Origin of the sequence: Streptomyces sp. NBC_01506 (assembly GCF_045040295.1) — a bacterium.
Classification (GTDB): Bacteria; Actinomycetota; Actinomycetes; order Streptomycetales; family Streptomycetaceae; genus Streptomyces.
This window is the reverse complement of the sequence record NZ_CP109422.1, coordinates 62,598-76,093: the sequence shown is the minus strand read 5'-3', so window position 1 is coordinate 76,093 and position 13,496 is coordinate 62,598. Positions and strand designations below refer to the sequence as shown.

Here is a 13,496-nt window from a genome sequence, read left to right as displayed (position 1 = left end):
GCCGGCCGGTGCCCGTTTCGTGTCAACCGGTGTGCGGCGCGGGCGCCGTGGCCCGGCGGCGGTGTGTGTGAGTGGGTGGCTTCGGACGGCCAGTTAAGTTACCGTCTGGTAGCCGTCTTTCGCAGGTCCGAGGAGCCCCACTCATGCAACTCGTCGCGATCATCGTGTCGCTGGCCCTGATCGTGAGCGGCCTCGCGCTGTTCGGCCGGGCCACCGCGCGGATCTACCGCCTCGTCAGGCTCGGCCGGCCCGTCCCCGCCCGCCTGCGCACCGGTGATCCCTACCGGCGCAGCGTGATGCTGGCCACGGAGTTCGCCGCCCACACCCGTATGAACCGCTGGGGCGTCATCGGCCTCGCGCACTGGTTCGTGGCCGTGGGCTTCTACGCGCTGCTCCTGACGATCGTCAACGCCACCGGGCAGCTTTTCCAGGCCGACTGGGTGCTGCCGTACATCGGCCACTTCACGCCCTACAACGTCCTCGTGGAGTTCCTGGGCACGATGACGGCGCTGGGTGTGCTGCTCCTGATCGCCGTGCGCCAGCTCAGCCGGCCCTCGGGTCCCGGGCGCAAGTCCCGCTTCGCCGGCTCGCGGACGGGCCGGGCGTACTTCGTGGAGACGGTCATCGTCGTGGTGAGCCTGTGCATCGTGGTGCTGCACGCCCTGGAGGGCGCCCTGCACCATGTCGAGGGCTACGAGGCGGCGTACTTCATCACCTACCCGCTGGTCACCTGGTTCTCGGGGATGAGCACGCCCACCCTGCACAACCTCGTCTACCTCGTCGCCATGATCAAGATCGCGGCCTCCTTCATCTGGATGATCACGATCTCGCTGGACATCACCATGGGTGTCGCCTGGCACCGTTTTCTCGCTTTCCCGAACATCTGGTTCAAGCGCAACGCGGACGGGGCCACGGCGCTGGGTGCGCTGCTGCCGATGGTGTCGGGGGGCAGGGAGATCGATTTCGAGGACCCGGGCGAGGACGACGTGTTCGGTGTTTCACGGGTGGAGGAGTTCTCCTGGAAGGGGATTCTGGATTTCTCCACGTGTACGGAGTGCGGGCGCTGTCAGTCGCAGTGTCCGGCGTGGAACACGGGCAAGCCGCTGTCGCCGAAGCTGCTGATCATGTCGCTGCGGGACCACGCGCACGCGAAGGCGCCGTATCTGCTGGCGGGCGGGGAGAACGCGTCCGCGGGGGCGCTCGAGGGTGTGCCGGCGGGGGCTGTCGCGGAGGCGGGGCGGCCGTTGGTGGGGACGCTGGAGGAGGGCGGGGTGATCGATCCGGACGTGCTGTGGTCGTGCACCACGTGCGGGGCGTGTGTCGAGCAGTGCCCCGTCGACATCGAGCATGTGGACCACATCGTGGACATGCGCCGCTACCAGGTGATGATCGAGAGCTCGTTCCCCTCCGAGGCCGGCACGATGCTGAAGAACCTGGAGAAGAAGGGCAACCCCTGGGGCCTGGCGAGGAAACAGCGCCTTCAGTGGACCGAAGAGGTCGACTTCCCCGTCCCGGTCGTCGGGCGGGACGTCGAGGACCTGGGCGAGGTCGACTACCTGTACTGGGTCGGCTGCGCCGGGGCGCTGGAGGACCGGGCGAAGAAGACGACGAAGGCGTTCGCGGAGCTGCTGCACATCGCCGGGGTGAGCTTCGCGATCATGGGCGGGGACGAGAAGTGCACCGGTGACTCGGCCCGGCGCCTGGGCAACGAGCCGCTGTTCCAGCAGCTCGGCCAGGAGAACGTCGCACTGCTCAACACCGCCTTCGGCGAAGACGGCGAGGACGACAACGACAACGGGTCGGCCAGGAAGGCGAGGTCGGCGAAGAGGATCGTCGCGACGTGCCCGCACTGTCTGAACACCCTGGGCAACGAGTACCCGCAGCTCGGCGGTGACTACGAGGTCATCCACCACACCCAGTTGCTCCAGCACCTGATCGACGAGGGGAAACTGGTCCCCGTCACCCCCGTCGAGGGCCTGATCACCTATCACGACCCCTGCTACCTCGGGCGCCACAACAAGATCTACACCCCGCCGCGGGAGATCATGACGGCCGTCCCGGGCCTGCGCCAGCAGGAGATGCACCGCCACAAGGAACGCGGCTTCTGCTGCGGCGCCGGCGGCGCGCGGATGTGGATGGAAGAACGCATCGGCAAACGCATCAACAACGAACGCGTCGACGAAGCCCTTTCGCTCAACCCCGACATCGTCTCCACCGCCTGCCCCTTCTGCCTCGTCATGCTCACCGACTCACTCAACGGCAGGAAGAACGACGGCCAGGCCAAAGAATCCCTCCAGGTCGTCGACGTCGCCCAGCTCCTCCTCGACTCGGTACACACCCCCGCCGACCCCCAGGACTCCACCGAACCGGCCACCGAACCGCAGCCGGAGCCCGCGGCGTAACGCCGCACGGTGATCGGCAATGTTCCCCCCACCCATGAAACCGCTTGAGCGGTTTGTTAGCCTGTGGTGCGTGGCCGGGCCGGCCGCGCACGGCACCGGCCCGCGCACCAGGTGTATGTCGCAAGGGGTATGAGGTTGCCGGTGGTCCGCCCGGCTTCGGTGTCCTGTTGTCCGGGAGGCAGCGCATGGTCAAACAGGAGCGGGCCGCCCGCACGCGGCGTTCGCTGATCCGGGCGGCGGCCGAGACGTTCGCCGAGGTGGGCTTCGTTCCCGCGTCGCTGACCGTCATCAGCAAACGGGCCGGTGTCAGCAACGGGGCGCTGCACTTCCACTTCGCCAACAAGGCGGTGCTCGCCGAGGCCGTCGAGGCGGAGGCCGCCGAGAGCGTGCGCCGGCTCACCGAGGCGGCCCGCGCCCGCCAGGGCGACTCGCTGCAGGCGGTGGTGGACGCCACGCACGAGCTGATGGCCGCCCTGGCCCAGGACGCCGTGGTCCGCGCGGGCTTCGAGCTCTGCGGTGACATCGCGCGCCGTACCCCCTCCCCGCTGCGCGGGCAGTGGCAGCGCTGGGTCGAGGACAGTCTGCGCCGGGCCGAGCGCGGCGGCGCGCTCGCGCGGGGGGTGTCCTGGGCGGACGCCGCCCGTGTCGTCGTCGCCGCGACCACGGGCTTCGAAGTGCTCGGCGGCAAGGACGCCTCCTGGCTCTCGCGGCCCAGCGTCACCCGTTCCTGGGAACTGCTGCTGCCGCTGCTCGTCGACCGGCGGGAGCTGGGCACGGTGGTGTGTGCCGGCTCGCGCCCGCACCCCGCCCCGCCCCCGCCCCCGCCCCCGCCTGTGACCCCGCCCGCTCCGGTGCCGGTACGGGCGCCCGCGCCGGCCCCCGTACCCGCGCCGGCCCCCGTACCCGCGCCGGCCCCCGTACCCGCGCCGGCGCCCGTACCGGCGCCGGCACCGGAGCGGGCGCGGCGGACCCCCCTCGGCCGTTAGACCCCCCCGCGCCCGCACCTCCCCGGCCCGGACGGCGGCCCGGACAGCAGGCCCCGGCGGGCGGGCACGTGGCCCGCCCTGACGACAGGCCCTGGCCGGTGCCTGCCTGGTCCGCCCCCGCCGCCCCCGCCGCCCCCGCCGCCGCCCCCGCCCGGCCCGGACGGCCGGCCCCGGCGGGGCGGTGCCGTGGCCGTGTGCGGTGCCTGCGGGGGGCTTGGCCCCGTGGTGAATACGGTTCGTGCGGTTTGTTTTCCGCCCTGGTGGGCGGGGGTCCGGTGTGTCCTGCCCGCGGGTGCCGGGGTCCTTGTCCGGGGGCGGGCGGGGGGCGTGAAGAAATCGGGGGAAATGAACGGGGGGGCGTATGCGGGGGAGTGTGTGGTGCGTCCGCGTGTTTATTTCTGCCGCTTTTCGAATTGTCCTTGCCTGTTTTGCCGTTCATGGAGGATTGCTCAAGTGCCGCTGAAGGAACCGGTGCCTCCGGTGCGGGTGGGGCTAGCGTGCTGGTTCGCCGACGACTTTCCGCCATCGGGAGTGCCCGACGACGAACGGAGGGAACCATGGAGATTCAGGTTTTGGGTCCGCTGTGTGCCGCCGTGAACGGGGACTCGATCGTCCCGACCGCCGGGAAGCCACGACAGGTTCTCGCTCTGCTCGCCCTGTATCCAAGTCGTGTCATGCCTGTGTCAACACTGATGGAGGAGGTCTGGGGGACGGAGCTGCCGCAGAGCGCGATGACGACGCTGCAGACCTACATCATGCAACTGCGCCGCATCCTGGGCACGGCGATGGGGCCCGACGCCCCGGGGGCGGCGAAGGACGTTCTGGCCACCCGGCACGGCGGCTATCTGCTGCAGATCCCGCCGGAGTCGGTGGACGTGCACACCTACGAGCGGCTGATCGCCGAGGGCCAGGAGGCGTTCGAGGAGGGCCGGGACGAGCGGGCCGCCCGGTGCTTCAGGCAGGCTCTGTCGCTGTGGCAGGGGCCCGCGCTGGTGGACGTACGGCTCGGCCCGGTCCTGGAGATCGAGGCCACCCGGCTGGAGGAGTCGCGGCTGGTGACCACGGAGCGGCGGATCGACGCGGACCTGCGGCTGGGCCGGCACGCGGAACTGATCGCCGAACTCACCGACCTGACCGCCCGTCACCCCCAGCACGAGGGACTGCACGCGCAGGCGATGGTGGCCCTGTACCGGTCGGGGCGGCAGGCCTCGGCCCTGGACGTGTACCGCAAACTGCGCGAGGGGCTGATCGAGGAGCTGGGTGTGGAACCCTCGCCGCAGCTCCAGCGCCTGCACCAGGCGATGCTCGCGGTCGACCCGGAACTCGCCGTGGTGGCCGGCCCGCGCCGCGGCTCCACCTTCGACCGCTACGCCGCCTGAGACCCCCGCCCTGCCCCTGCCCCTGCCCTGCCTCGCCCCGTGCCGCGCCGGCCCGCACCCGGCGCACCCGCACCCGCACCCGCACCCCCGCCCCCGCGGTCCCGGGCGCGGACGTGCGGCCGTACGGGCCGTGGTCGGGGGCTCGGCCGGGACTCGACCGGGATTCGAGGCTGCCGGGCGATGCTCGCACCCCGCCGGCGAGGTACCGCCCCCTTTTGGTGCCGGCGGTGGAACGCCGAGGAGGACGCCCGTGCCGCACGGACAGCCAGTGCGACTGCACTGTTTCGCGCACTCCGCCGACGGCGTGCGCGTCTTCGACGGCTGGGCGGCGGGTGTGGGACCCGGTGTTCAGCCGGCCCCGGTCCTCCTGCCGGGCGGCGCGGCCCGGCGCGGCGAACCGCGGGTGACCACCCGTCAGGGACTGCTCGACGAGGTGCTGGGGCTGTTCACCGGCCCGCACCGCGATCCGCACACCGGCCCGCACACCGGCCCGCACACCGGCCCGTATGTCCTGTACGGGCACGGGCTGGGCGCGATGATCGCGTTCACCGTGACCCGTGCCCTGCACGAGGCGGGCCTGCCGGGCCCGGCGCTGCTGGCCGTCGGCTCCTGCCCGCCGCCCTCCCCGCCGCCCTCGCTGCCCGACGTGCGCCGGGCGAGCGACAGCGAACTGCTGCACGCCCTGGGCGGGGGCGGCGCCGTACCGCCCGGCAGCGACGAGGGGATCTGGCTGCGGGCCGTACTGCCGGTGCTGCGCGCCGATCTGGAGCTGGCCCAGGCCCTTGACGAGGCGGCCCGCGAGCCGTCCCCGGCCGGCCCGCTGACCACCCCGGTGCTCGTCGTCGCCGCCCGGGACGACCCCCCGCCGCGGCCGCCGCAGGCCGGCGGGCGGGGACGGTGGACCCGGGGGCCGGTCTTCGTGCGCACCGTCCCCGGCCGTGACCCCTTCGCGCGCGGCGCCCGCGAACTGCCCCGGCTCGTGGGCCGCGCCTGCCGTGTCGCGTCCCGCCTCGCGGCCCGGCCCGCGCCCGCGCCCGTCGCCTGATCCCGGTCACCGGCCCCCGTGCACCGGCCCGGCCCGCCCCCCCCGGTCACCGGCCCCCGGCCCGGCCCCCCCGGACTCCGGTCTGGCCTGCGGCCTGTGGCCTGCTGCCGGATCAGGCACTCCCGTCCTGCCGTGCGGACCGAGGTCCGCGTCCCGGCCGGCGCAAGGTGAAAGAAAGAAGAGAGGTGTTCAGATGTCAGGTGAGCGTGTGGACAGGGCGGCACACCATGTACGTGTGGCCGCGCCCGCCGGTGTGGTCTACGCGGTACTGGCCGACGCGGCGAACCTGCCGCTGTATCTGTCCCCGAGCATCCATGTGGAGCGCCTTCAGTCCGACGGCGAGCGCGAACGCCTGCGGATGTGGTCCCTGGTGGGCGGGGAGCTGAAGTCGTGGACCTCGTGGCGGCACCTGGACCCGGTCAGGCGCCGTATCGAGGTCCGCCAGGAACCGCCCGCCTCCCCGCTGGACTCGATGGGCGGCGTGTTCGGCATACGGGGCGAGGGACCGCACGACACCGAGCTGGAACTGCTGTACGGCTTCAGCGTCACCGACGACATGCCCGAGGACCTGGCATGGGTGGAACGGGCCGCCGACCTCACCGCCCGTGCCCAGCTCGCCGACCTCAAGAGCTGCGCCGAGCGCTGGACACGCCTGGACGAACTGATGCTGTCCTTCGAGGACTCGGTACGTGTCAACGGCCCGGCCGAGCTGGTCTACGACTTCCTCTACCGGGCCGGCGACTGGCCCGAACTGGTGCCGCACGTCACCTCGGTCGACCTGGCCGAGGACACACCCGGAGTGCAGCGCATGAGCCTGCGGACGCTGACCGGGCACGGCTCGCACACCACCGAATCGGTACGCATCTGCTTCCCGCACGCGGGCCGGATCATCTTCAAGCAGACCGCGCCCCCCGCGCTGCTGGCGGCACACACCGGTGAATGGCTGGTCGTCGGGGACGAGAGGGGGGTGAGCGTGAGCGCGAAGCAGAGCGTGGTGCTGCGCGAGGAGAACATCACCGCGGTGCTGGGCGAGGGCGCGGACCTCGCCGGCGCCCGCCGCCATGTACGCCGGGAACTCGGCCAGGACTGCCTTTCCCTGCTGGCCCTGGCCAAGCAGCACGCGGAGAGCGCCGTGCGCATGCTGTGACCCCCCGCCCCGCCCCCGCCGTCCCCGCCGTTCTGCCGCCGTACGTTCGCACCCCGCCCCGTCCCCGCCGCCGCGGTGGTGTCCGCCGGCACGGCGGGGTGCGGGGTGCGGAACAGCGGAATGGACGGACGCAATTTGAAACGCGGCACAGATGAACTGAACCCGCGTGGAGCGGCGTACGTGAACCGAAGTGGGGCGGGTGGACCGGTGGTGCCCGCGAATGCCGCCGTTCCTGTTCCGCGCCCGGACACGGCGGTGAAAGGTCATTTCCCCTCCGCCGACCGGGAAATGGCCTTTCGGCGGGGACCCGGGCCCGGATCGGCTACGGCCCGCGGCCCGCGGCCCGGGGCCCGGGGCCCGGGGCTTGTGGGGCGGGAGCCGTGTGAAAACGTCGGCCTGCTCGGGTACCGCTCGTACCTCACTGCACACCCGCTCGGGAAAACGGACTTCGGGCGCGTACTGCCCTTAGCGTGCTCATCCCGACCGTTGTGGACGCAGGCAGGAGGCCGTCATGGGCCACAGGCAGCACGGCCCGCCCCGCGCCGTCCGCGCTGCCCGCGCCGCAGACCGCCCGGCACCATGACCGCCCCCCACCGTCCGGCCGGCGCGCCGGTCTTCGTGGTCGTGGATCCCGGGCCCCCTCCGCACGCGGCGCCGTGGGACCTCGAACTGCGCGGGCCGCTGGACGCCGCCGCGCTGGAACATCTGCTGGGCGAGCTCACCGGCGGGCAGGGGGCCCGGTCTTCCTGGGGGCACCGGCTGCTGCGGCACGGCCCCGATCACCACACCCTGCGCCTGTTGGCGCCCGGGGGGGCGCCCGCCGCCCTGGTCTCGGGCCGTATCGCCGACCGGCTCACCGAGCTGCCGCCGCCGGCCGCCCGGCGCGCGGCCCCCGCACAGGACGGTGCGCACCGTTACGAGGCGGTGCTGATCGAGCCGGCGGCGGGTGCGTGGGACACGGGTGTGCTGCGTGAGGCGCTGGGTGCCGTCGTGGCCGCCCATCCGCAGCTTCGTTCGCGTCCCGGCGCCGCGGACGGCCGGCGCACGGTGCGGGCCGGGTCCGGGCCGGCGGACGGTCAGGATCCGCTGGTGGAGCGGGAGTTCACCGACGAGGCCGGTTTCGCCGCGATCCTGGACCGTATCGGTGCCGGTCTCGACGCGCGCACCGGTGTCCACCTGCGGCTGCTGCTCGCCCGGGACCGCCGCCCCGGCGGGCCGCGGGCCGACCGGCTCGCTCTGCTCGTGCATGAACTGGCCGTGGACGCCGGGTCCTGGCGCATCCTGCTCGACGACCTGACCACCGCCCTGACCGGGGCGGGCGCCGGACGCCCCCAGCGGCCCCGGCGGATGCCGGACCCGCCGGCCGGCCGGGTCGGCGAACTGCGGGAACTGGCCCGCGACCCCGCGGAGGCCCAGCACTGGCACCAGGTCGCCGAGCGCAGGTCCCGCACCCCCGGCACCACCGCCCCGCCCGCCGGGGCGGGCGCGGTGCACCGGACCGGGCCCACGGACCCGGACCCGGACCGGGACCGGGAGGCTGCAGGGCTCACCGCAGACCCGGACCGGGAGGCCGGCCCGGACCCGGACCGGGAGGCCGGCCCGGATGCGGACCCGGATGCGGGTGCGGGTGTGGGTGTGGGTGTGGTGCGTCGTAGCGGGTTCACCCTGGACCGGGACCGGACCGAGCGGATCGTCCACAACCTGGCCCGGCGGCTCTCGCTGACCACCGGGCAGGTGCTGACAGGGGTGTTCGCCCTGGCCCTCGCCCGCTGGCAGCGGGGTGCGGAGGTCGGCTTCGACGTACGCAGCGATCCGCGGGGCGCCCGCCGCGGCCCGCGCCGCCACGCGGGCCGGCTCACCGACCCCTACCCCGTCCAGCTCACCGTGGACCGCCACCTGGGCCCGCTGGGCCAACTGACCGCTCTGGCGGGCCCCCTGGCGGCCTGCGCCGGCCGGGCCGGGGACGGCGCGGGCTTCGGGGCCTGCCGCGAGTGGAGCCCCGATCCCGCCCTGCGCCGTGCCCTGCGCGAGCTCGGGCCCGCCCGGGCCTGTCTGACCCTGGACGGGCCCGGCGCCCCGCCGCCCGGCCCGGCCCGGCCCGCCGCCCCGCTGTTCCCCGGCCACCGGGTGCGGGTACGGGCCCAGGTCGCCGCCGGCCGGCTGCACATCGGCCTCGACTGGACGGGCGAGGACAGCGGGGGCATCACCGACACCTCCGCCGCCGCCCTGCGGCACCTGCTGCGCGGGGTGCTGGAGGAACTGGCGGCGGTGCCCGCCGTCCCGCTCCCGCCCGCCTTCAGGGCCACCCCCCAGCAGGGCGCCCTCTACACCTCCGGTGCCGGGCTCCCCGGTACCGGGCACCATGTCGAGCAGCTTGTCTGGCTGTGGCACGGCCCGCTCGACGCCGCCCGCTTCACCGCGTCCTGGCAGTCGGTCTTCGACTGCGAGGCGGTGCTGCGCACCGCGTTCGCCCCGGGCCCCGAACCGCTGCTCGTGGTCCACGAGCGAACCGTTCCCGAGATCACCCACCGTGTCCTGCGCGACGACGACTGGTGCCCCTTCCTGGAACGCGACCGGCTGCGCGGCTTCGACCCGCACCGGCCCGCGGCGCTGCGCCTGACGCTGCTGCACCCCGAGCCGCCCGCCCGCACCGCCCGCCCCGGGACCGTCGGCGCTGCCGCTCCTGCCCGGATCGTGCTCACCTATCACCGGGCGCTGCTCGACACCTGGAGTACGCACCTGCTGCTGCGCGAGTTCTACCGCGCCTATCTGGCGGGCGGCACCCTGCCCGGCGGGGAGCGCCGCCCCGACCTGCGCGACTACACGGCCTGGGCCGCCGCCCAGGACCCGCGGCCGGCCCGGGAGTTCTGGACGGCGCCCGCCACCACGCCCCCCGCCCCGCCCGCCACCGCGCACCCCGCCCCGCCCGCCACCGGGCACCCGGCCGGGCACCCTGCCGCGGTGGCGGGGGCCGGGGGGCCGGGCGCGGTCACGGGCCTGGGCGGGGTGGGGCGTGCCCGGCTGCGTCTGGATCCCGCCGGCACCGCCCGCCTCGCGCGCTGGGCGGGCACCTGGGGCACCGCGGAGAGCAGTGTGCTCCAGGCGGTGTGGGCCATGCTGATCCACTGGGCCTCGGGTGCCACCGGGCCGGGGCCGGTGTGTTTCGCGGTGAGCGTGCCGGGCCGTGGTATCGCGTTCGAGGGCGCGGCCCGGATGCCGGGGCCGCTGCGCAACGCGCTGCCGATGTCCCTGGAGGTGGACCCGGCGGGCACCGTGCCGCGTCTGCTGCGTCAACTGCGCGACCGCGCCGTGGACATGGCCGCCTACGAATGGGTGCCGGCCGGGTCGGTCCTGGCCTGGGGCGGCGGCGCTCTGCACGCGCACACCGTCGTCGTCTTCGAGGACCCGCCGTATCCGCTTGAGGCGATGGAGGGCGAACTCGGCGCGCTGGGTGTGCGCGGTGAGTTCCCGGGCACCGTGCCGGCCCGTACCCGGTTTCCTCTCGGGCTGCTCGCCCACCACGACGGCGAGGGCGCCCTGGTCCTGACCGCGGTCCACGACCGGGCGCTGCTCGGTGAGGACACGGTGGCCGAACTGCTCGCGCGCGTCGCCCTGCTGCTGCGTGAGCTGCCGCTGTCGGCGGGCGCGGGCACCACCGTCGGGCAGGTGCTGGCACTGCTCGGGGACAGCGCCCCGCCGCCCCTGGCCCGTGCGCTGGGGGCCGGGAGGGACAGCGGGACGCTCACCCTGCGCGCGCCGCGCGACGAGCGGGCGGGCACGATCTGCCTGATCCCGCCGCCGGGCGCGCCCGCGTCCTGTTACGACCTGCTGGCCCGCACCTATCGGGGACCCGAGGAACTGCTGGTGCTCACCGCCCCCGACGGCCCGTGGCCCGCCCTCGCGGCCCGGGGCGGCGGCCGGCCGCTGCTGCTCGCCGGATTCTCCGGTGCCGGTGCGCCGGCCTGCGACATCGCCCGGCGTATCGCGGCCGGCGGTTGCTGTCCGCCGCGGGTGGTGCTCGCCGGTGCGGGCGCGGACGCGGGGGAGCGGGCCCGTGATCTGGCCGGGGCCCTGAGGGCCGCCACCGCACCGGGCACCTGACACACGGCCCCCCACCCCACCCCGCCCCCGCCCCGGCCCTCCACCCCGCACAGCACAGCACAGCACAGCACGGCACGGCACCGCATCGCACCGGGGCGGGCGCGATGCGGTGCCGCACCGGGGCGGTGCGGGGGCGGTGTCACCATTCGATCAGTGCGAATCCCACCGCCATTCCGCCGCCGAAACCGGCTACGAGGATCAGCTCGCCGGGGTGGAAGGCGCCGGCGCGGGCGGCGGCGTCCAGGGTGATGGGGACGGAGGCGGCCCCGGTGTTGGCGTAGTGCGTCAGTGTCCGGTGCAAGGTGGCCCGCGGCAGGGCCAGGTTGGCGAAGACGCTGTCGAGCAGGACGCCGTTGGCCTGGTGCGGGACGAAGTGGCGGATGTCGTCGGGGACGGTACCGGCCTCGTGGAGGAACTGCTTGGCCAGCGGCGGCAGTTGGTCCTCGACGAAGCGGCGTACCGCCCGCCCGTCCATGGTGAAGTAGTGCAGCCCGGCGTCGGCGGTGTGCCGGTCGGCGGGCAGCCGGCTGCCGCCGGCGGGCACCTCGATCAGGGACGACAGTTCGCCGAAGGAGTGCAGGGCGACGTGTCTGAGGCGTGGGCCTTGGGGCGCGGGTCCCAGGACCAGCGCGCCGGCGCCGTCGCCGAACAGGACGACCGTCCTGCGGTCGGCCGGGTCGAGGATGCGCGAGTACACGTCCGCGCCGATGACCAGGGCGTGGCCGCCGGTCCTGGCGAGGATGCCCTCGACCGCCGACAGCGCGAACACCATGCCGGAACAGACCGCGTTGACGTCGAACGCGGCCGCGCCGCTCGCGCCGAGCCGCTGCTGGACGTAGACGGCCGTGGGCGGCTGGGGCCGGTCGGGGGTGGAGGTGGCGACCACGATGACGGCCAACTGGTCGGCGCTGACACCGGCCGACTCGAGCGCGGCGCGCCCCGCGGCGGCGGCCAGGTCCGAGGTGGCCTGGTCGCCGGCGGCCCAGCGCCGTTCGCGGATCGCGGTCTTGCCGGTGATCCAGGCGTCGTCGACGCCGGCTGCCGCACCGGCCTCGTCGTTGGAGACGACCCGCTCCGGCACGTAGGCGCCCGTGCCGAGGATCCTGACCTCGCTCATGCGGCGGCCCTCCCTTCAGGTGGTGGGAAAAAGACTCTGTACGACAGGCCGGCCGCCGCCCGGCCCCGGCCCGCCCGGCCCGCCCGGCGGGTCCGGTCGGTGTGTGCGGTCATGGCTCAGCGGGTGTCGTAGAGGCGTTTGTGGCCGCGCAGCGCGGCCAGCCGGAAGGGTCCGGTGGTCTGCGCCGGGGTGGGGTGGTCGCCGCCGTCGGCGGGGAAGGACCGTTGGTGCAGTTCGCGGTATTCGGCGTAGGTGAGCGGTGTGCGCCGGTCGATCGCCGCGCGGTGTGCCGCGGTCCGCAGGTGCCGGCGGTATCCGGGGACGACGGTGCCGGCGAAGAACTCGGCGACGCTGCCGGAGCCGTAGCTGAGGAAGCCGACGCTCCGGCCGTCCAGGCCGCCGTCCTGGCCGCCGGTCTGGTCGCCGGCCTGGTCCAGGAGCGCGGCCAGGGCGAGGTACACCGAGGCGGTGTAGCTGTTGCCGATGACACTGTTGTAGGCGGTGGTGTGTTTGACGGCGCGCTCGACGGCGTCCTCGTCGGTGGCCTGTCCGCAGTAGTTGAGCAGGTGGCGGTGGGCTTTGTAGGCCATTTTCGTGAACGGCTGGTGGTAGCAGAACGCGGCGAACTCCTGCGGGGGGCGCCCGCCTTGTTCCGCGTAGTCCTTCCAGGTGCCTTCCACGGCCTGGAGGTAGGCGGCGATGGACTGCTGTCCGTCGACCAGGGCGGTCTCACGGTAGTTGGGCCGCCAGAAGTCCATGACGTCGGCGGTGAACAGGCCCGAGGGTTCCTCGATGCGTACCAGGGCGGGGTCGGCGCCGATCAGCATGGCGACGGCCGCGGCGCCCTGGGTCGCCTCGCCGGGGCTGTCGAGGTCGTACTTGGAGACGTCGCTGGCGATGACCAGGACCTGCTGGGAGGGGTCCCGGCGGACGAGGCCGATGGCCAGTTGCAGGGCGGCGGTGGCCGCGTAGCAGGCCTGTTTCAGTTCCACGACCCGGCAGGCGGACGGCAGTTGGAGCAGGGAGTGGACATACACACCGGCCGACTTCGCCTGGTCGACGGAGGATTCGGTGGCGAAGACGACGGTGCGGATGCGTTCGGCGCCGTGCCGGGCGACGATGGGCGCCGCGGCGGCGGCGGCCATGGTCACGATGTCCTCGTCGGCGGCGGGCACGCTCATCGACCGCTGGCCGATGCCGGTGTGGTATTTGCCGATGTCGGTGCCGTTGTACGCGGCCAGTGCCGTGTGCGGCAGGACGTACTCGCCTGTCGCGAACGACAGGTCGTGGATTCCGGTTGTCAGATCGCTGGACATGCC

Annotated in this window: 8 protein-coding genes; 6 read left to right on the top strand and 2 right to left on the bottom strand. The window is 74.0% G+C overall.

Annotated features, from left to right (window positions below):
• Positions 1-143: 143 nt before the first annotated feature.
• The 6 genes from OG329_RS00325 (at position 144) to OG329_RS00300 (ending at position 11,060) form a co-directional block, all read left to right on the top strand.
• A complete protein-coding gene (locus OG329_RS00325; RefSeq protein WP_405791588.1) occupies positions 144-2,402 on the top strand; it encodes a (Fe-S)-binding protein in 2,259 nt (752 codons plus the stop codon).
• Positions 2,403-2,587: 185 nt separating this feature from the next.
• Positions 2,588-3,388, top strand: coding sequence for a ScbR family autoregulator-binding transcription factor (locus OG329_RS00320; RefSeq protein ID WP_405791586.1), 801 nt, complete (start codon positions 2,588-2,590; stop codon positions 3,386-3,388).
• 557 nt (positions 3,389-3,945) lie between these two features.
• Positions 3,946-4,767, top strand: a complete 822-nt coding sequence (locus OG329_RS00315) for a BTAD domain-containing putative transcriptional regulator (RefSeq protein ID WP_405791584.1) — start codon at positions 3,946-3,948, stop codon at positions 4,765-4,767.
• A gap of 268 nt (positions 4,768-5,035) precedes the next feature.
• Positions 5,036-5,812: a thioesterase II family protein gene (locus OG329_RS00310; RefSeq protein WP_405791582.1), complete on the top strand. Its 777-nt coding sequence runs from the start codon at positions 5,036-5,038 to the stop codon at positions 5,810-5,812.
• A gap of 235 nt (positions 5,813-6,047) precedes the next feature.
• On the top strand, positions 6,048-6,959 hold the full coding sequence (locus OG329_RS00305; protein ID WP_405791580.1) for an aromatase/cyclase: 912 nt from the start codon (positions 6,048-6,050) through the stop codon (positions 6,957-6,959).
• Between the two features lie 579 nt (positions 6,960-7,538).
• Positions 7,539-11,060: a hypothetical protein gene (locus tag OG329_RS00300; RefSeq protein ID WP_405791578.1), complete on the top strand. Its 3,522-nt coding sequence runs from the start codon at positions 7,539-7,541 to the stop codon at positions 11,058-11,060.
• Positions 11,061-11,199: 139 nt separating this feature from the next.
• On the opposite strand, the gene OG329_RS00295 is transcribed toward OG329_RS00300, so the two are convergent.
• Both OG329_RS00295 and OG329_RS00290 read right to left on the bottom strand, forming a co-directional pair.
• Positions 11,200-12,177 carry a 3-oxoacyl-ACP synthase III family protein gene (locus OG329_RS00295; RefSeq protein ID WP_405791576.1) on the bottom strand — a complete coding sequence of 326 codons (978 nt, stop codon included), beginning with the start codon at positions 12,175-12,177 and terminating at the stop codon, positions 11,200-11,202.
• 116 nt (positions 12,178-12,293) lie between these two features.
• The gene (locus OG329_RS00290) at positions 12,294-13,493 is read right to left on the bottom strand and encodes a hydroxymethylglutaryl-CoA synthase (protein ID WP_405791574.1); all 1,200 of its coding nucleotides are present in this window, start codon (positions 13,491-13,493) and stop codon (positions 12,294-12,296) included.
• Between the last annotated feature and the right edge of the window lie 3 nt (positions 13,494-13,496).